13 protein-coding genes are annotated in these 20,451 nt (G+C 39.3%); 8 read left to right on the top strand and 5 right to left on the bottom strand.

Going from position 1 to position 20,451, the window contains the following annotated elements; all coding sequences use genetic code 11:
- Both LV92_RS16105 and LV92_RS16100 read right to left on the bottom strand, forming a co-directional pair.
- Positions 1–3,192: a SusC/RagA family TonB-linked outer membrane protein gene (locus LV92_RS16105; protein ID WP_111624640.1), complete on the bottom strand. Its 3,192-nt coding sequence runs from the start codon at positions 3,190–3,192 to the stop codon at positions 1–3.
- 207 nt (positions 3,193–3,399) lie between these two features.
- The gene (locus LV92_RS16100) at positions 3,400–4,764 is read right to left on the bottom strand and encodes a Gfo/Idh/MocA family protein (protein WP_111624639.1); all 1,365 of its coding nucleotides are present in this window, start codon (positions 4,762–4,764) and stop codon (positions 3,400–3,402) included.
- Between the two features lie 226 nt (positions 4,765–4,990).
- Here LV92_RS16100 and LV92_RS16095 point away from each other — a divergent pair, with 226 nt between their 5' ends.
- The 8 genes from LV92_RS16095 (at position 4,991) to LV92_RS16060 (ending at position 18,470) form a co-directional block, all read left to right on the top strand.
- Positions 4,991–9,082: a hybrid sensor histidine kinase/response regulator transcription factor gene (locus LV92_RS16095; RefSeq protein ID WP_111624638.1), complete on the top strand. Its 4,092-nt coding sequence runs from the start codon at positions 4,991–4,993 to the stop codon at positions 9,080–9,082.
- A gap of 86 nt (positions 9,083–9,168) precedes the next feature.
- Positions 9,169–10,530 (top strand): DUF3472 domain-containing protein, encoded by a 1,362-nt coding sequence (locus tag LV92_RS16090; protein WP_245946408.1) that lies wholly within the window; start codon positions 9,169–9,171, stop codon positions 10,528–10,530.
- A 146-nt stretch (positions 10,531–10,676) separates the two neighbouring features.
- Entirely contained in the window at positions 10,677–12,233 is a 1,557-nt protein-coding gene (locus LV92_RS16085) for an arylsulfatase (protein WP_111624840.1), read from the top strand.
- Between the two features lie 99 nt (positions 12,234–12,332).
- Positions 12,333–13,961, top strand: coding sequence for a beta-N-acetylhexosaminidase (locus tag LV92_RS16080; protein WP_111624637.1), 1,629 nt, complete (start codon positions 12,333–12,335; stop codon positions 13,959–13,961).
- Positions 13,962–13,974: 13 nt separating this feature from the next.
- Entirely contained in the window at positions 13,975–14,934 is a 960-nt protein-coding gene (locus LV92_RS16075; RefSeq protein ID WP_111624636.1) for a M28 family metallopeptidase, read from the top strand.
- Between the two features lie 44 nt (positions 14,935–14,978).
- Positions 14,979–16,115 (top strand): formylglycine-generating enzyme family protein, encoded by a 1,137-nt coding sequence (locus LV92_RS16070; protein WP_245946407.1) that lies wholly within the window; start codon positions 14,979–14,981, stop codon positions 16,113–16,115.
- A 175-nt stretch (positions 16,116–16,290) separates the two neighbouring features.
- The gene (galK, locus tag LV92_RS16065) at positions 16,291–17,430 is read left to right on the top strand and encodes a galactokinase (RefSeq protein ID WP_111624635.1); all 1,140 of its coding nucleotides are present in this window, start codon (positions 16,291–16,293) and stop codon (positions 17,428–17,430) included.
- A complete protein-coding gene (locus LV92_RS16060; RefSeq protein WP_111624634.1) occupies positions 17,427–18,470 on the top strand; it encodes a UDP-glucose--hexose-1-phosphate uridylyltransferase in 1,044 nt (347 codons plus the stop codon). Before galK ends, LV92_RS16060 begins: the two co-directional genes overlap by 4 nt.
- 63 nt (positions 18,471–18,533) lie before the next feature.
- Here LV92_RS16060 and LV92_RS16055 read toward each other — a convergent pair whose 3' ends face one another.
- The 3 genes from LV92_RS16055 to LV92_RS16045 form a co-directional block, all read right to left on the bottom strand.
- Positions 18,534–18,749, bottom strand: a complete 216-nt coding sequence (locus LV92_RS16055; RefSeq protein ID WP_111624633.1) for a hypothetical protein — start codon at positions 18,747–18,749, stop codon at positions 18,534–18,536.
- Positions 18,750–18,940: 191 nt separating this feature from the next.
- A complete protein-coding gene (locus LV92_RS16050) occupies positions 18,941–19,228 on the bottom strand; it encodes a chaperone modulator CbpM (RefSeq protein ID WP_111624632.1) in 288 nt (95 codons plus the stop codon).
- A gap of 66 nt (positions 19,229–19,294) precedes the next feature.
- Entirely contained in the window at positions 19,295–20,188 is an 894-nt protein-coding gene (locus LV92_RS16045) for a DnaJ C-terminal domain-containing protein (protein WP_111624631.1), read from the bottom strand.
- Positions 20,189–20,451 lie beyond the last annotated feature (263 nt).

Below are 20,451 nucleotides of genomic sequence, written 5' to 3'. Positions count from 1 at the left end.
TTAAAATTTTGTATCAATTCCAATGGTAATTGTCCTAGCCTGTGGATATCCATTTCCATAAGTATGTCCCTTGGCATCTACCATGGAGGCATCTACCACCTTCTTGGATCTCTGCCATTGGTAAGGGTTCAACATTGCTCCGTAGATTCTTAAACGGGATAAGCCAATGTTCTTCATAAAGTTATCATTCTGGTCAAAAGTGTATCCAATGGAAGCATTGTTGACTTTCCAATAATCACCACTTTCTATCCAAAGGGTCTGATTGTCCCTGAAGCCGTAAAACGCTCCAAGTGTTGGACTCTGTGGGTATATTGCAGGAAAGTCTACCCCGGCGGCACCATCACCCGGTTGTTCCCAGAAGGTGTATTCACTTAGGTCTGCCAATCCATTTCTTGCCCATGCATCACCGCCTCTGTCGTAGCTATCCATATAACTATTGAGTACTGTATTCTTGATATCAGCCCCAAAGGAAAATTGACTATAGGCCTGGAAATACCATTTTTTATACTGCAAGTTTATATTGAATGAACCGGTAATATCAGGAATAGGAGAGTAGTCTGTAGTTAATTTTAGATCGTGCTCTTCATTAAGTAAGTAGTCCCCGTTAAGATCCTGCCATATTGGAAAACCTGGGCGGATATTGGCCCAAGCAGATTTACCTTGTAAAGGTTCTCCAGTAAATGGATTTACAGGCAATTGGTCTAGATCATCAATGATATAATCGTTAATGAACATCTTGTACAGGTTAAGCGGACGCCCAACCACATATCCATAATCTCCACCTATATAATCCTGGTTACCATTGGGCAATTTTGAAACGTAGTTTTTGTTTTGTGCAAAACCTACGGACAATTCCATTCGAAGGTCGTTCTCCCTAGGGAAAACGTGGTAACGCAGCATGGATTCCCAACCATAATTAATAACACCAGCCACGTTGGTAGGGGCAGAGTTGTATCCCGAATAAGCAGGGAAGGCTACATCAAAAAATAGTTTATCGGTATTTTTGTTATAGGCATCAAATGCCAAACTTACCCTTCTGTTGAACATATCCAGATCAAACCCAACATTCCATTGTTCGGTTTCCTCCCAAGAAAGGGATGCGTTCCCAATTTGATCGTAATTTGGAATAACCCCGGTTACACCGCCATAACTGGAAACATTCATTTGGTTGGCCCAATAAGGGTTGCCACCATAACCTAGATTGTATTTTCCGAAACGTAGGTAGTTTTCTGGGAATTGCTTACCATTGATACCCCAGCTACCCCTAATTTTTAAATAATCTATAAAACTGGAAATATGGGGTTTAAGAAAGGGCTCATCCGAAATTACCCAGCCTGCGTTTAGGGAAGGGAACTTGGCCCAACGTACATCTTTACCAAATCGGGAAGAACCATCGATACTGAAGTTTCCACCAACCATATAGCGATTTTTGTATTTATAACTCACACGCCCAAAATAGGATACCAAGGCATTGGCACTAATATCGGTATATCCACTTATTTGATCCTGGGTATATCTGTTATTGATGGTTTGTATGGCATCACTACCAAAACCAAAGGCGGTCATGGCCATGTCCTCATATTTGTTATAATCCACCCTATTTCCCAATACTCCCGTAACTTCATGATCGTTATTGGCGCCAATGTTTTTAAAGAGGCTTAAATAGGTTTCAGCAGTCAAGTTTTTTCGGTTATACAGGGCATAACTGGCAAATCCATCTCCTTCTGTCCTTATGGTAGACGGCTCATAAAAGTTCTTTTTATTGCTGTCGTAAACAAAACTTAGTTGGGAATTTAGGCTAAGACTAGGTAAAAGATCATAGGTGGCAAAGTTGGAAATGGTAAAGTTGACGGTCCTATCCTCGTTCAGCTTGCCTTCCAGTTCCCCACTTAAGGACTGGACTCTTGCGTCTGTTATATAAAATAGAGAGGATTGAAGTCCGGCCGGATCTACAGGTAGGGAAGAGTTAAGGTTAAAACTTCCTTGGTAGGGATTACCTTGTCCAGTTTGTAGATCGGTATGCGTAAACCGGGTAATTAATTGGTTGCGAAATTTTTCCCCTGCCGTAAAATTAAGATTGGAGGAAAAAGTTACCCTATCTACCCCGGTACCTTTTATAACACCTTCCTGGTTGTCATATCCCAAGGAAACTCTGTAGTTGGTTTTCTCACTACCACCACGAACACTAAAATCGTACTGCTGATCAATCCCGGTTTTATAAAACAAACCTTGATAATCTACATTATTGTTAAAGGCAGGGTTTATACTATCGGTCAAGACCATTGGTGTTTGTCCGGATTGTAATTCGTCCGTGTGCCACCATCTTTGGATCATCCCCATTTTGGCTTGGCGTTCAGCAGCTCCAACCAACATAGGTACCAAGTTAGGTTTTGGTTGTAATCCTAAACTGGTGGAAAACGAAAATTCCGGTTTATCCAATGCTACGCCTTTCTTGGTTTCGATAATAATAACCCCATTTGCTCCCCTTGACCCGTAAATGGCCGCGGCAGAAGCATCTTTAAGAACATCTATACTGGCAATGTCGTTAGGGTTAAGCGAGGCCAAAAAGTCTACGTTGGAAACACCATAACCGGCTAAATCCTCAAGACTGGTCTGTACCCCATCAATTACATATAACGGGCTACTGTAGGCCAAATCGGCATCAATATCCCCACCTATGCTTGTATTACCCCGAATTATTAGAGCTCCTCTTCCTGCAGGTGCCCCGGTCATATTCACACTCTGGATACCGGTGGCCTGGGTGGCGATCAATCCTGATACGTCCAGTACTGGGATGCCTTCAATGTCATCGCTCTTAATACTGGAAACAGCACTGGTAACATCCCTTTTAAATACCTTTTGGTAACCAATCAAAACTACATCATCCAATTGCGTGGCATCCGGAGCCAAGGTAATGGTGACCTGTGTTTGGTTTCCCACAAGGATTTCCTGTGGTTTAAAACCAAGATAGGAAAATGTTAAGATGGATTGTGGACCTTGTACGTTTATGTAAAAATTACCGTCAAAGTCGGTTTGTGTCCCTGTAGCGGTTCCTTTTACTACGACAGAAGCTCCTGGTAATGGAACTCCATTGTCATCGAAAACGGTTCCTTGGACCGTTATATTTTGAGCATGGGCAAAATGGCCTATGCTCAAAATTAGAATTAGTAAATAAAAAAACGGTTTTTTCATTGATCTAGTTTAAATTAATAATCGGTTGATGTTAAAGTTTGAAAAATTCTTGTGGAGTTAATTTTTTTAAATGCTTCTGTTCATATTCTATTTGGGTTTTATTTTGATGTAGTGTCGGCTACTTTTTAAACCCATTCCATTTTCATGAAATGGGTTTTGAAAAACAACTAACTCAAACAACTCAATGGGTAATTCAATATTCACAACTTAATATGTGTCCTTTATCCAGTTATATGGTTTTCTTTTTATCCAAGTACCTCTGGTAAAATCTGGGAAATCCTGTGGTTCCCCATTGTTTTCTATAGATAGTTCGGAAAGTGGTGTAACCGCACTCCATGCAGCAGCATCATATGCATCCATAGGTGGCGCAATATTTTCTTTGGCCGACTCTATAAAGGCGTTCATTACATAAAAATCTATACCTCCATGACCAGCTTCCGTAGCACTGCTTCCGTATTTTTTCCAAAGTGGATGGTCATATTTTTCGAACCAGGAATCCATATTCTCCCATCCATGGCCCTCAGTGGTGCCCTCAATATGGATTCGTTGCGTGTGGTAGTCGAAGTCTGTAAGTCCTTGAGCTCCCTGAACTTTGAATCCTAAGGAGTAAGGGTGGGGATTATTTACATTATGGGTAACTATGATGGTCTCCCCATTGGAGGTTTCTATAGTAGAGGTAATGATATCTCCCTGCTTAAATTTTAATTTGGCATTGGGGTGATTTTCACCTGCAGTATCTACAATGTATTTATGTAGTCCAACACCTTTGGTGGCATGTGAGGTAAGCGATAGAAAACGATTGCCCCTGTTGATATCTGCCATAACAGCTACTGGTCCAAGACCATGGGTTGGATAGACATCTGCATTTCTCAATAAAGAGTGTTGTGTCCTCCAGGCCGATTCGGAAATACCTTTGGCACCAAATTCGGCACCTTTTCCGTAGGCCGTTTTACCGTCATTGAATTTTACCCCACGCAGATCGTGCTGATATCCACATCTGAAATGCAATAGTTCTCCAAAGACATTCTGTTTAACCATATTTAATACGGCAAGCACATCCCGTCTGTAGTTTACATTTTCCAATATCATGAGGTGGGAACCAGTTTCTTCATGTGTATTCACCAAGTCCCAACATTCCTCAAGCGTATTGGCAGCCGAAACTTCAAGGCCGGTATATTTCCCGGCTTTCATGGAGTCTACCGCCATCTTGGTATGCCATAACCATGGAGTGGCAATGACCACTGCATCAATTTCTGCCAGTGCCAACAGATTTTTGTAATCCTGCTCATTTTTTCCGAAGGCCTTGGCCTTTTTTTGCCCAGCTTTTATAATATGATCTTGTGCTATATCGATGCGGTTTTGGTCTATGTCACAAATGGCAGTTACCACAACATCCGTTCTTTTCAATAGGTTGTCCAAATGATTGGTTCCCCTTAGTCCAACACCAATTACACCCACTCTTATTTTTTGGGTATCTTTTATAAGGCCTTTTCCTAAACTTAGATTAGGCAATAGCGCTATACCAGCTCCTGTAATGGCCGTTTTCTTAATAAAATTTCTTCTTTGGTTCATATTTTACGTAATACAGATACTTGTTGTTAATGTTCCGCAAATATTAATATTGTGTTAATTATTTAAGTGTTCTTTATTGGCGTTCTAGGGGTAAATTTTCGGATTATTTCGATATTTGAAGTTTTTTTCCACCTTTTTGCAAAAAATACCTCCTTTAAGTTGACGCCAATATTGGGTACATTTGTTTCGGAAAGAATTAGGAAGGATTAATTGAAATTTAAGTAGCTTGAACAAGAAGTTAAATAGGAATAAAATTTATGCTCTATATGTATTGGGTCTGTTTTGCTGGTCCTATGTATCAGGACAGCATTCTTCCAATTTTATCCACCTTTCCAGTAAATTGGATAACCGTAATATAAAGGTTACTCATACCGTTCAGGATAGCCTTGGTTTTGTTTGGTTGGCACATGCAGAAGGTATCTCCAAATACGATGGTTATAATTTTGAATTCACTCCCAAGGAGTCAATTTTTGGGGAGGACACTTCTTCAGATGAATTAAAAAAAATATTTAGGGATGCCAAGGGGGTAATTTGGGCCTTATCCATGAATGGGCAAATATCCTATTTGGAGAAAAATGGAAAGTTTTTATCCATAGACTATTCCGTTAAGGGATTTCAGAAGAAGCAAAAGGTCACTATTGTCAACGAGGACAATGGTGTTATTTGGCTGGCCACCGAAAAAGGGTCAATATATTCCTATAACCACAGCAAGGGAATTTTGGATAGCATTACCACGATTCCAGTTAATTCTTTAGGTCTCAATGAAGTTAATTCCCTGGTCGTTAGAAAATCCGACCAACTTATAGTAAGCACCTATAAGGGGCCGCTTTATATTTATTATTTGGGAACCAAACGTCTGGAGACCTTGGAGGTACCCTATGACTATACCTTGGCAGATAACAACCTTCTGCTCCTTGACAAAAAAAATAGACTATGGATCGGTTCGTCCTATGTGGGGCATGGGATAGTGGTTTATGATTTTGATAAAGAATCCTTTGTTCAGGACGAGATTATAAATGAACAATGGCGTAGTCAGCTAAATGAGTTATTTATATCAATGTATTGTGATGTAAATGGTTTTATTTGGTTGGGAACGGATGGGAATGGCCTGTACAGGTTGGACACGGAGTCTGGGGAATTGACTATATATAAACACAATCATCTTAATGGGTTTTCCTTAAGTACCAATACCGTGATCGGTATAAATGAAGATCTGAAGAACAATTTATGGGTACTAACCAATTATGGGGATTTAAACATATTAAGAAATAAGAATAATCAGATAAACTATCATTCTGGGGGGGTAAAGGGAAGCCCTGCACGGGTGTTGTCTTCCTTTAGAGCGAATGATGGAACACTTTGGATAGGGACAGATGGGGACGGTATTACCAAGGTGGCCACAAATGGAGTTGAAGAGCAATTTTTCAACAATTTGGCCCAAAGTAAGGGGTTTTATATCCACTCTATCAATGAGGACAGTAATGGTAATATTTGGATAGGGACCTATAAAAATGGACTGTGGGTGTATAATACCCGTAATGGTAGGTTCTCTAAGCTGCCTTTGAGCAATTCCAAGAACAATATGGTTTTGGACGTTCGATTTATTTTTAAAGACTCCAAAGGTAGATTATGGGTGACGACCGACATGGGAATTTATTTGTTTTCGGAAAGAAACAAATTGTTGGCACGTTTTGAAAATGGGACAGCCGGCTTGGTTGGGTCTATTTCCCAGTCTGTTGTAGAAGATACCTTAGGGACAGTTTGGCTTGCTTACAATGGAGGAGGGTTATTTAGGTTCAATGAGGACGGAATCGATATTGCCAAATCCAATTTTACCCGGTTTAAACATGTTAACGATACTTTAATTACAAATAATAATTATGATATCTGGTCTATTGCGGCAAGTAATGCGGATGCCATATGGTTGGTAATGGTAAGTGGAGAGTTGGTGAAATTCAGTATTGAAAATCAACAAGTTGAAAAAATAAAAATCAAGGGAATATATGATAACACCATTTTTAGGTCCGTAATATTGGAAGACCTTGATAATTTATGGTTGGGTTCAACCACAGGTATTTGGCATATAAATATTAGGGATTCTATATCGCGGGTGTTTCAAAAAATAGATGGACTTCAAGATGATTCCTTTATGCAGCGAAGTGCGTTTTTGGGATGGGATGGAAATATATATTTTGGGGGGCTAAATGGGGTAAGCTACTTTAAACCTAATCAAATCAAAAAAGAAGAAACAGTAGCTAAATTATTCATTGAAGATATTGATATCCTCAACCAGCCTGCAATAAATGTTATTCCGGAACAAATTACCGATGGGGTGGAGGCCTTGGAGGTATTGGAACTAGATCATGATCAATCATCATTTTCCTTTCGTTTTTTGGCAATAGACAATGTGTTGTTTTCCAATTACAATTATGCCTATAGACTTAAAGGGTTTAATGACAACTGGATAGATTCCGAAAAGGAACGTCTGGCAACTTATACCAATATACCTCCCGGGAATTACGTTTTTGAGGTGAAGGCCAGTACTGGTAATGGGGAATGGGATATAAAAGAAACATCGGTTGCTATACGCATTTTACGCCCATTTTGGAGATCAAATCTCGCCCAGATAATTTATTTGTTTTTAATTATTGGCCTACTTTATGGTATGGTCATCTGGATAAGACTTAGGAACAGGGTAATTGCCGATGAGCTGGAACATAAACATGAAAGGGAGCTTTATGCCCTAAAAATGGATTTCTTTGCCAAGATGTCCCACGAAATCCAAACCCCCTTGACCTTGATTTTGATTCCCTTGGAAAACATGTTACAACGTGCTATGAAAAGTGGCAATGTACTGTTGCAACAACGTCTCAGGTTAATTTCCAACAATGCGAATCGGTTGTCGCGAATTGTATTTGAATTGACTTCTCTACGGGACAAGGAATTGGAGAAGCTGGTATTACGAGCGGCGGAACACAATTTAGTTTCCGATCTATCAGAAATAACCAGCTCCTTTGAGGAGCAAGCCTTGTTCAAGGGTATCAATTTTAAATGCAGCTACCCCAGTGATGAGTTGAAAATGTGGTATGATAAAGATAAAATGGAACATATTTTCTTTAACCTTCTATCCAATGCCTTCAAATTTACACCTAAAGGAGGGACTATATTATTGGATGTAATTGTGGAGGACTGGGATAGAAATGTAAAAATATCCGTTACCGATTCGGGACCGGGTATTCCAAATGAGGAGCTAAAAAATATTTTTCAATTGTTTTATCAGGCAGATTCAGGGCAGCAAAAAATGGGAACAGGCATAGGCTTGGCCCTTACCAAAGAACTGGTAGATCTACACCATGGGAAGATCGATGTGAAATCGGACCCGGTTAAGGGAACTTGTTTTAGTGTAAGCTTTCCTATTGATAAAAATAAGAATGAAAGTGTACAAAATGAGTTAAGCTTGGAAGAGGCTATAATGGAAGTTGAGGAGGTTGAATATGAATTGAAGGAGGAGAATATAGGTACTAGTTCAGCTAAACTGGGGAAGACCATATTAGTAGTAGAGGATAATTATGAACTACAAATATCCTTGAAAGATATTTTTAATGATTACTATAATGTTCTCTTGGCAGAAAATGGGGAAGAGGGTTATGCCTTGGCTCTGGAGCACAACCCTGACCTAATCATTAGCGATATTATGATGCCAAAAATAGATGGTATTGAAATGAGCAAAATACTCCAAAGAAACGAGCTTACTACCCATATCCCAATTATACTTCTTACCGCCAAAAAAGCAGCAAAAAATAAAATTTTGGGATTGCGGGCAGGGGCGGTGGAATATATAAATAAACCCTTTAATATCAATGAACTGGTTCTAAAGGTGAATAATATCATTACCCGTAGTGATCGGTTAATTATGAAATATAAGAACGACTTGATTACTACCCCCAAAAAAGGAGGAAGTAGGTCCCAGGATGAAGTTTTTCTTGAAAATCTGGTAAGTCTTGTGGAAAATCAGATTAGTAATCCAGATTTTAAGACCGAGGATCTGTCACACGATCTAAACATGAGCTATTCTGCTATTTATAGAAAATTTCAGGGGTTGACAGGGAAGAAAATAGTGGATTTTGTTAGAACCATGCGTCTTAAAAAGGCGGCTGTTTTAATTAGCGATTGTAATTACTCCGTATCCGAGGCTGCATTCTTGGTGGGGTTTAACGACCCGAAGTATTTCTCGAAATGCTTTAAAAAGGAGTTTGGCAAGAGCCCTAGAAAGTTAAAGGGTAAAGTAGACCATATAGAGGGATTTAAATTAAAGTGAATAGGACAAAAAATTTAAAAATAACCATAACAATTACGATGATTAAAATGATGGCAATAACCAATGTTGGCTCCAAGTTTTTTAAAATGGCTACTAAAAGTAGTATGCTAAGTAGTAAAGGATATAAAAACTTATTAGGATTGGGCCTATTATTTATGGTAGGTTCCTGTACAACCTTGTCCAAGCAGGATAATTCAGAAGAGATATCCTTGGAAAAATTGAGCTTAACCGATAACATAAAGCCAGGAGGCAATAGCTGGGTAGTAAATGAAGTAAGAGATAATCGCCATCTTATTTCTGATGAGGGGATAAGGAATTGGAATGATGCAAATACGGTTATAAGAACTTATTTTAAAACTGATCAAGTAGGGCAATTGAATGTGGGGCTAAACCTTAAGGTTAATGATGGTATTTCCAAAATCAGAGTTTCCTTGGACGGAACCACCAAGGAGATTGAAGTATCCGATAAAGATTTCGAAACAGTTGATGTAGGGGTTTTTAAAATTACCACACCTGGTTATCACTTTGTGGAACTACAGGGAATGGAAAAAACAGCAAGCAATTATGGGGATGTCAATGAGGTACTTATAGGCGGACAGGCAGCCAATGGTAAGCTTACTTATGTAAAGGAAGATTTTTATTGGGGCAGAAGAGGGCCATCTGTACATTTAACCTACACCACTCCTGAAAATACAGACATTCTTTGGTTTTATAATGAAATAACAGTGCCCGAAAATGAGGATGTTATTGGATCCTATTATATGGCCAACGGCTTCGGAGAGGGTTATTTTGGCATGCAGGTAAATTCGGAGACAGAGAGGAGGATCCTGTTTTCAGTCTGGAGTCCGTTTGAAACCCAGGACCCCAAAAGTATTCCGGAAGAGTATAAGATTATTTTGCTAGGCAAAGGGGAAGGAGTAACTACAGGCGAATTTGGCAACGAAGGCTCTGGAGGACAAAGCTATAAGGTGTTCAATTGGAAAGCTGGCAATACCTATAGATTTTTATTAAAAGGCGAACCATCTGTAAATAATTCTACTGATTACACGGCCTATTTCTATGATGTAGAAACGAAAAAATGGAATTTAATAGCTAGTTTTAGAAGACCACATACTTCCACCTATTTAAAAAGACCACATTCTTTTCTAGAAAACTTCAGGACAGAAGTAGGCCATATTTCCAGAATGGGAGAATATACCAACCAATGGATTATGGATAGCAAAGGACAGTGGCACGAACTTACCAAGGCTAAATTTACGGCAGACGCCACCGCTAGGAAAGGTTCTAGGGAAGATTATGCAGGAGGGGCAATTGGAAACAAATTTTTTATGAAGAATTGTGGATTTTTTAATGAACAGACTATTATAGATACCTTTCATGAAAGGACGGCTAACGGTGTAGCACCTGCGATAGATTTTTCACTTCTTGAGAAACCAATACAACAGTAGCATATCAATTTAGAAATGTGTTAATTTGAAATTATTCCAAAGTATTGGCCTAAAGGGAATGTGGGAAGTTGATTGTATGGAGTATCGTTGATTCCTTGGAAGCCAGAATCCTTTACCAAAAACCAAAAACCAGAAATAAACTAAGAATGAAAAAAATAACCTTTTTAATCCTAATTCCATTAGTCCTATTTTCTTGTAAGGATGAAAGTAAAAAGGAAGGCCTTTCCGAGGAATCCCGAAAACCAAATATTATCTACATTCTCGCTGATGATCTGGGCTATGCTGAAGTTGGGGCCTATGGACAGGAAAAAATCGAGACCCCCAATATTGATGCCCTGGCCAAAGAAGGGATGTTGTTTACCCAGCATTATACCAGTGCTCCTGTGTGTGCCCCTGCACGTTATATGTTGTTGACCGGTACCCATTCCGGGCATGCACATATTCGTGGCAATGAGGAATGGGGAGAACGTGGGGAGGTATGGAATTATAGGGCCATGGCCAAAGATTCCGTTTTGGAGGGACAACGCCCTATGCCTGATAGCACCGTTACCATAGCTAAAAAGTTAAAGGAAGTGGGTTACGGTACGGCCATGTTCGGTAAATGGGGATTGGGCGCACCCCATACCAATTCCATTCCCACAAAAATGGGCTTCGATTTCTTTTTCGGATATAATTGTCAGCGACAGGCCCACACCTATTATCCATTGCATTTGTACAAGAATGAAAATAGGGTTCATTTAAACAATGATACCATTGCCCCAAATACCAAATTGCCTAAAGGAGCAGATATCAACGATCCGGAGAGTTATGCGCCCTATACATTGAACGACTATGCACCCGATCTTATGTTTAATGAGCTTAAAGGCTTTGTAGATAGAAATAAGGAGAACCCATTTTTTATCTATTGGGCCACACCAATACCGCATGCGGCCATACAAGCTCCACAAAAATGGGTGGATTATTATAAAAATAAATTTGGGGAAGAAGAACCCTACTTAGGGGAAAGAGGATATTTTCCTCATCAAAACCCCCGAGCCGGTTATGCTGCCATGGTTTCTTACCTGGATGAGAATATAGGAAAACTGGTTGCCAAATTGAAGGAGGACGGACTCTATGACAATACCCTTATTATATTTACTTCGGACAATGGGCCCACTTTTAATGGTGGAACCGACTCGCCTTGGTTTGATAGTGCAAAACCTTTTAGAAGTGAGTATGGTAGAGGTAAAGGCTTTGTTTATGAAGGTGGGATTCGGGTACCTATGATTGCAACTTGGCCAGGACAAATAAAAGCGGCCAGTAAAACGGATCATATTTCTGTACATTATGATGTAATGGCCACTTTGGCCGATGTTGCGGGTTATGAAAAACCAAGCTATACGGATGGGGTAAGTTTTTTACCCACCATGCTTTCTCAAGAGAATCAAAAGAAACACGATTTTCTTTATTGGGAGTTTCCGGAATATGGAGGACAGTTGGCTATTAGAATGGGCGATTGGAAGCTGGTAAAAACCCATCTGAAGGACACAAAGAATAAGCCTACCTTGGAACTGTATAATCTTAGAACAGATATAAAGGAAACAACAAACGTGGCGGATCAACATCCGGAAATACTGGAAAAAGCAGCCAAAATATTGGAAAGCCAGCATACCGAACCCAGCATTGAAAAGTTCAGGATACCAGCCCTCATGGAAGGTCTGTAAATCATTGGGGCCAATTGTGGCACTATTGATCAGTAACGGTGAAATATGTCTGGCGTGCTAATGTAAATATTAAATATCTTAAATTCATCTATAAGGATTATGAATAAAACCAGCATTGTTTTACCACTAGTTTTGCTTTTGGCGATATCCGTCCGAAGCCAAAATACGGGGATTATTCCACAGCCTTTAAAGGCTTATAAGGGAAAAGGTAGCTTTACTATTAAATCAGATACTCCCATTATAGCGGATAGTGCCAACTTGGAGAATGCCAATTATCTTAAAGAATTATTAATAGCTGAACATCAGAAGGAACTGAAGATCAATAAAGGAGGAGGAAACGGAATTATCCTAAACCTGGATCCCCAATTGGCCGAGGAATTGGGAGATGAGGGATATAAATTAAAGGTAGACAATAGTGCCATATCTATTTTTGCAGGAACTAGTAAAGGTGTATTCTATGGTATTATCTCATTGCAACAGTTATTGGAGAAAGATACGCTATCCAAGAAGGCGAATTTATCTGTTGCAGGAATTAACATTGAAGATCGTCCACGATTTGGGTGGCGTGCCTTTATGCTGGATGAAGCACGTTATTTTAAAGGAATGGAGCAGGTTAAAAAGTTGTTGGATGAAATGGCACTTCTAAAAATGAATGTGTTTCATTGGCATTTGACAGATGACCAAGGCTGGAGATTGGAAATTAAAAAGTATCCCAAATTAACACAGGTGGGGTCTAGCAGGTCCAATTCCCAGATTGGGGGTTGGGATAGTGAAGTAAGATCCAATGTTCCACATTCAGGATATTATACCCAGGAGCAGGTTAAGGAAATAATTGCTTACGCAAAAAAAAGACAAATAACAATAATTCCTGAAATTGAAATGCCAGGTCATGCATCAGCTGCTATAGCAGCCTACCCATGGTTGGGTACCATAGGAGAACTATCTGAGGTACCCACAGTATTTGGGAAGCTTCCAGATTCTTTTAATGTGTCAGATCCGAGGGTTTACGATTTTCTTGAAAATGTACTATCTGAGGTTATGGATTTATTCCCGAGTAATATTATCCATATAGGGGGAGATGAAGTAAAGTTCGATGCCTGGAAGTCATCAGGGGAAATTCAAGATTTTATGAAAGAAAATGGATTGGCATCTCCGGCCGATTTGCATATTTTCTTTACGAACAGAATTTCAAACTATTTAAATAAAAATGGACATCGAATGATGGGATGGAATGAAATTCTAGGAGAGAATGTACATGAATGGCAGGAATCTTCTGATATGGAGGCAAAAGAAAGTTTGGCAAAAAACACCTTGGTTCATTTTTGGAAGGGCAACTTGGACTTGGTGTCAAAAGCGGTACAAGAAGGTTATGACATCGTAAATTCTTATCATGAATATACCTATTTGGATTATTCCTACGAATATATTCCTTTGGAGAAAGCATATAGCTTTGACCCCATACCTGACGGATTGGAGGAAAGTTTTCACTCAAAAGTTATAGGAAGCGGGTGTCAAATGTGGGGAGAATGGATACCTGGAGCAAATGACATGGATAAAATGGTTTTCCCAAGATTGGCAGCATATGCAGAAGTTGGTTGGACATCCAAAAGGAAAAAAGACTATTCCGTTTTCCGTAGCAACCTCAATGAATTATTGACAAAATGGAAACATAAAGGGATTACTTTACCAGAAAAATTTGAACGTATAGATTTTAAAGAAAACAGATAAAGACAAATATCAGATGAGATTATTTATTGTTTATATTCTGTTGCAGAGTTGCTTCAATATTTGCATTGCACAGGATGACATTACTACTGATGAACTAAAAGGACATATTACCTATTTAACGGCCGATAAAAATTCGGGGAGATATCCCGGAGGAAAAATTAACAAAAGGATTGTCAGATATATAATAAAGGATTTTAAAAAGGCGGGTATATCTCCCTTTATGAAATCTTATAAGCAGCCCTTTGTGGCCCAATTAAGGGTAAAGAAAGGGGAGGTACCCAAAAATGCCGTTGAGACATGGAATGTTATAGGCTTTATCGAGGGTAATGATCCATTATTGAAGAATGAATATATTGTTTTGGGGGCCCATTATGATCATTTGGGAATGGGGGGTGGACCGTCATCAAAGTCGGATAAAATCAGGATACACCATGGTGCGGATGATAATGCAAGTGGTACTTCGGCATTATTGGAAATAGGGGAGAAGCTAATGGCCCAAAGGTCAGAGTTAAAAAAAAGTATTTTGTTGGTCGCTTTTGGGGCAGAGGAACAGGGACTTTTAGGCAGCAAATATTTTACAGACAATCCTATTGTTCCATTATCACAGATTAAATTAATGATCAATATGGATATGGTAGGCAGGTTAAACGATGCCAAGCAGGTCTATATGGGCGGAGCTGGAACCTTTCCAGGGGGCGTAGACTTAATGAAGGAATTGGGACCTCCATTAGGTTTGTCGCCTGTAGTTCATGCTGGCTCTGTGGGAGGTTCGGATCATGTTTCTTTTTATAAAAAAAATATTTCCGTACTTGGAATCCATACAGGTGGGCATCCACAATACCATACTCCAGAGGATACGGTAGAGCTGATTAACTTTGAGGGACAAAAACAGGTTTGCCAGTATATATTTAATGCCATTATGAAAATGGCGTCAACACCTAATGACATGAAATTTATTCCCCAAGGGGAATAGAATCATTTTGGTTCTTTACATTTGTGAGTATTAAAAACTATAGAATGCAAAAAATTAATGTTTTAGGTGCCCTTTTTATGTTGGCTTTGATGGTTCAATGTAAGGAGGATAAGAAGTCGGTCGATAAAGTTGAAGGTAGTGCTCCAATATCGGAGGTTGCGGAATCAGTGGTCGACACAACTCCTATTTTGATAGAAAAACCGGAAAATATAAAGGCACCCGACGGAATGGTTTGGATTCCGGGAGGTGAGTTTACGCAAGGTGCGGTACCCCAAGATAAAATGGCTATGGATCATGAAAAACCTGCCCACAAAGTTAAGGTCAATGGTTTTTTTATGGATGTTACAGAGGTGACCAATGCCCAATTTGCAAAGTTTGTTAAGGAAACAGGCTATGTTACTGTAGCGGAGCGGGCAATAGATTGGGAGGAAATGAAAACACAGGTCCCAGAGGGTACTCCCAAACCCCATGATTCCATTTTGCAGCCAGGGTCATTGACCTTTAAAAAAACTAAAACTTCTGTCCCCAACCTTTACGACTTTTCACAATGGTGGAACTGGACTATTGGGGCCAATTGGAAACAACCCAACGGACCTGGAAGTTCCATAAAGGGAAAAGATAACGAACCTGTAGTACAAGTTGCCTACGAGGATGCCCTGGCATATTGCCAATGGGCCGGTAGAAGATTGCCTACAGAAGCTGAGTGGGAAAGAGCTGCAAGAGGTAATAAAACGGAAAGTATCTATTTTTGGGGCGATGACGATTCCATTTTATCCCAAATGGCCAATACCTGGGAAGGCGAATTTCCGGTAACCAATGTTAAAGCGGATGGTTTTGAACAACGGGCAAAAGTTAAAACTTACCCTCCCAATGACTTTGGTCTTTACGATATGGCCGGTAATGTTTGGGAATGGACCAGCGATTGGTACAATACCAATTATTACAACGAATTGGGCGCATTGAATGGTCCCGTAGTAAACCCTCAAGGAGCAGCCACTGCATATAATCCCAATATGCCCTATGCCAAGGAGAAGGTAATGAGGGGAGGATCTTTTTTATGTAACGCTTCCTATTGTGCCAGTTACAGAATATCTTCCAGGATGGCCTCTAGCTTGGATTCTTCCTTGGAGCATCTAGGATTCAGGACTGTAGCTACTGTGGACATGCTTACAGAGGAATAACATTGTTTTCTAAAATATTTTAAGTTTTAAATCCCCTTTGGCTTGGCCTGGGGATTTTTTTTTGTTAGGAGGTTATAAGGATAGATTTTGGCAGAATACACGTTTATTATAAACGTAAATTATACATTTATAAAAGTTATTTTTTTATATTTGCAGCTTAATACACTAAAAGTATATGCCGTTTCCTATAAATTTCACCCCTGAGCTGATTGTTGAATCCCCTGGAAGGATCAATTTGATTGGGGAACACACAGATTATAACCTTGGGTATGTATTGCCTACGGCCATAGAGAAGAAAATTACCTTTAAATTCATTAGGAACAATTCGGATAAGGAATGTAACCTTTATAGTTTGGGTTACAATACAGGGTTCTCCCTTCAATTGGATAAAATTGCCCGGAGCAATGTGGAATGGGAGAATTATATTCTTGGCGTTTTAAATGAAATTTTGTTGAGAACTGATAAGTTAAGGGGGTTCGACTGTACCATTGAAAGTAAATTACCAATGGGTTCAGGGCTTAGTTCGTCCGCGGCCTTGGAATGTGGACTGGCATTTGGGCTCAATGAACTGTTTGATCTAGGACTTTCCAAAATGGATATAGTCCAGCTTTCGCAAAAGGCGGAGCATACTTTCGTAGGAACCCAATGTGGAATTATGGACCAATTTGCTTCCGTAATGAGCAAAAAGGGACATGTAATTTTGTTGGATTGCAAGTCGCAGGAGCATCAGCAAATCCCGATACATATTGATCCATATCGGATGATAATGCTGAATACCAAAGTGTCGCACAACCTGGCCTCCAGTGAGTATAATACGAGAAAGCGGGAGTGTGAGGAAGGCGTGGCCATAATTCAGAAACAATATCCGGAAGTAAGGTCGTTAAGGGATGTAACGGCTAATATGATTCAAGAATTTAAGCAGACAATGGATGCAACGCTTTTTAAAAGATGCAGTTTTATTGTTAGTGAAAATGATAGGGTTTTACAAACGGCAAATGCTTTAAAGGCCAATGATTTAAATCTTTTTGGAACCTTACTATACGAGGCACATGAAGGGATCAGCAAACTCTACGAAGTGAGCTGTCCTGAATCTGATTTTTTGGTTGATTTTTCCAAACAGTACGAGGCCGTTTTAGGGGCTAGACAAACGGGTGGTGGATTCGGAGGCTGCACCTTGAACATTGTGCATAAAGACAAGGTGGATGCGTTTGTTCGGGAAGCCACCAAGGCATATAAAGAGGCTTTCAATATTGAATTGGATGCTTTTGAGGTACAACCTAGTGCTGGAACACACATACGAAAAAAAACGAAATGACAAATAGTTTTAATGACAATCCCCATAGAAGGTTAAATATTTTAACGGGAGAATGGATTTTAGTTTCTCCCCATAGGACCAAAAGGCCATGGCAGGGAAAGACCGAAAAAAGTGCTACTAAAGACTTACCCGTGTATGAGCCTTCATGCTATCTTTGCCCCACTAACGAAAGAATGGGAGGGGAGTTTAATCCCAGTTACGAAAAACCATATTCCTTTGTCAACGATTTTTCTGCCCTATTGCCCAATGTAAAAGAAGAGTCTTATAAAAATGGATTATTGTTCGCCGAATCCGAATCAGGTATCTGTAAGGTAGTTTGCTTTTCGCCCAATCACTCCCTGACCTTACCTTTAATGGAAGTTCCGGACATTGCGGAAGTAATTTCACTTTGGCAAAAAGAATATAAAGAACTGGGTGCTAAAGTAGGCATTAATCACGTGCAAATTTTTGAGAATAAAGGGGACATAATGGGGTGTAGTAACCCTCACCCTCACGGACAAATTTGGGCACAAAATAAAATTCCACAGGAAGTCCAAAAGAAAATAGAAAGTCTTAAAGCTTATTGGGAGACCCACAGGAGAAGTATTTTGGAGGATTATATTGAGCAGGAATTAAAGTTGCAGGAGCGTATTATAGTCGAAAACGAGCATTTTGTAGCGCTTATTCCCTATTGGGCAGTATGGCCTTATGAGACTATGATCCTCCCCAAAAGAAAATTGGCACATATAGGTCTGCTTTCGGAATCGGAGAAGATTTCCTACGCCGAAATCCTAAAACAACTTACTATTAAGTACGATAATATATTCAACACTTCCTTTCCATATTCTGCAGGTATACATCAGGCACCTACAGATGGCACGGACCATCCGGAATGGCATTTCCATATGTCATTTTACCCACCTTTATTGCGCTCGGCTACTGTAAAAAAGTTTATGGTAGGTTATGAAATGTTTGCCAATCCACAACGCGATATTACGGCCGAACAGGCAGCTGAAACTATGAAGTCATTATCCAATGAACACTATAGCAGTTTAGGCTGAATTAAGTAAATTATAATACTCAAAAATTATAGAAATCCCCTCCGTGTATAGGAACAAAGGAGTTTAAAGGGGTAGTTGGGTTTCCAGGGAATAGCCCACTCGGCCCAATTCCTTTTTTGCCTTGTCCAATACAAAGGGGTTGTTGTAGACCAGTGATATTGTCTTATTGATAACATCAATATCCAATATTCTTAAATCCAAAATCCGACTTAGGTTTCTGGAAATAATGTTTTTGCTTTCTTCGGAAATAAGCTGTTCAACTTTAAGCAATGTGGTCATGGAATCAAGGTTTTTATTAATCTATACGAAATTAGGCATCCAAGTCCATGTCCAAAATGATTTAAATCAGTTTTGAGCAATTATATTATTATTACATTTTTAATGGCCTGGAGCATATATCTGGTTTGAGATTGATCAAACATTCGTTTTTTTATACCAATGGGAAATACAGCTTTTTGGTTCGTTTAACCCTAACTATATAGGTCCAATTTATTTTTTAGTTGGGTAATTTCATTTTGCATTTTTTCCATCCTATTTAAAAGTCGGGTAATAACCGCAATGCCTTCCAGGTTGATATCGAGATCGGAATGTAGTCTTAGTATTTTTTCCGCTTTCGGCAGTTGTTGAATAGGTATATAGTGTATGTCTTCTTTGACTATGACATCTACCAGTCCGTACTCATAAAGCTCCATTACGAAATGGGTTTCTATATTATGACTCGTACAAAAGTCGGTGATAAGTATATATTCCTGTTCCATAAGGATTACATTTTATGAATGTGATTGTTTGATGCCCTAGTGCGGGTTTCTCTTTTCATAGTTAAATTATTTTCTCAGATTGGCCAATTCCTGAAATAGTCCTTTTTCTTTGGCGGTTAAATTGGTTGGAGTAACAAGATTGTAGGTAATATATAAATCCCCATAAACATCTGGCTTTTTATATACAGGGAAGCCCTTGCCTTTTAATTTAACTTTGGTGCCGTTCTGCGTTTCTGGCTTAACATTTAATTTTACCTGTCCGTCAAAGGTATTCACCATTATTTCACCGCCCAAAAGGGCAGTGTATAAGTCCAGGTTTACCTTAGTATATAAGTTATTCCCATCCCTTTTAAAAGCGGTATCATTTATGATTCCAAAGGTAATATATAGGTCACCCTTTGGCCCCCCCTGATGTCCGGGCCCGCCATGACCACTAATTTTTATGGTTTGCCCATTTTCGATTCCGGCAGGGACGGTGATTCTAATATTTTTACCGTTTACATTAAGTGTTTGCTTATGGGGCGTAAATACATCCCTAAGGTGCAATTTTAACTCGGCGTTGAGATCCTGGCCTCTAAAACCAGCTTTGCTTCTTCCTGAAAAGCCACCAGAACCTCCAAACATAGATTCGAAAAAATCCGAGAAATCTTGTTCCCCATAACTTTGCGAATAACTTTGGCCACCACTTCCATAGGCCGATTGTTGAGATGCCCTAGCTTTTTCAAACTCTTCCGCGTGCTCCCAATCCTTTCCGTACTTGTCGTATTTTTTACGTTTTTCCGGATCGCTAAGTACCTCATTGGCTTCATTGATTTCCTTAAACTTTTTTTCGGCTTCCTTGTCATTGGGGTTAACATCTGGATGATGTTTTCTGGCCAATTTCCGATACGCCTTTTTTATTTCGCTTTGACTGGCGCTTTTGTCCAATCCCAAGATTTTGTAGTAGTCTATAAATTTCACTTAGCAGTTATTTATTTTCTTTATTCTTATCGATTGTCGAACCAAATGTAATGGATACTGGTAATGGGTATTTTAGCAATACATATTCCAAAAATATTGGACACCCTAATAAATATCAAGGTAAAAATATAAAAAACCACAATGTGTGAAACTGATTAAAATCATGAATTAATCGTTTTGTTCTCTTTAATTTTATTGGAAAATTGTTAGGAAAGGGACTTGAAGCTTATTTGGTTATGTGTGGTTCATAGTCCATTGAAGGT

The organism is Arenibacter echinorum, from assembly GCF_003259375.1.
In the GTDB taxonomy this organism is placed as follows: Bacteria; Bacteroidota; Bacteroidia; order Flavobacteriales; family Flavobacteriaceae; genus Arenibacter; species Arenibacter echinorum.
Note: the sequence above shows the minus strand (reverse complement) of the source record. Positions and strands in the feature narration are given on the sequence as shown.

Excerpts from the sequence above, each read along its gene's own strand:
- LV92_RS16105 (WP_111624640.1), bottom strand. The coding sequence starts at position 3,192 with ATGAAAAAACCGTTTTTTTATTTACTAATTCTAATTTTGAGCATAGGC.
- LV92_RS16100 (WP_111624639.1), bottom strand. The coding sequence starts at position 4,764 with ATGAACCAAAGAAGAAATTTTATTAAGAAAACGGCCATTACAGGAGCT.
- LV92_RS16090 (WP_245946408.1), top strand. The coding sequence starts at position 9,169 with ATGGCTACTAAAAGTAGTATGCTAAGTAGTAAAGGATATAAAAACTTA.
- LV92_RS16085 (WP_111624840.1), top strand. The coding sequence starts at position 10,677 with ATGAAAAAAATAACCTTTTTAATCCTAATTCCATTAGTCCTATTTTCT.
- LV92_RS16080 (WP_111624637.1), top strand. The coding sequence starts at position 12,333 with ATGAATAAAACCAGCATTGTTTTACCACTAGTTTTGCTTTTGGCGATA.
- LV92_RS16075 (WP_111624636.1), top strand. The coding sequence starts at position 13,975 with ATGAGATTATTTATTGTTTATATTCTGTTGCAGAGTTGCTTCAATATT.
- LV92_RS16070 (WP_245946407.1), top strand. The coding sequence starts at position 14,979 with ATGCAAAAAATTAATGTTTTAGGTGCCCTTTTTATGTTGGCTTTGATG.
- galK (WP_111624635.1), top strand. The coding sequence starts at position 16,291 with ATGCCGTTTCCTATAAATTTCACCCCTGAGCTGATTGTTGAATCCCCT.
- LV92_RS16060 (WP_111624634.1), top strand. The coding sequence starts at position 17,427 with ATGACAAATAGTTTTAATGACAATCCCCATAGAAGGTTAAATATTTTA.
- LV92_RS16055 (WP_111624633.1), bottom strand. The coding sequence starts at position 18,749 with ATGACCACATTGCTTAAAGTTGAACAGCTTATTTCCGAAGAAAGCAAA.
- LV92_RS16050 (WP_111624632.1), bottom strand. The coding sequence starts at position 19,228 with ATGGAACAGGAATATATACTTATCACCGACTTTTGTACGAGTCATAAT.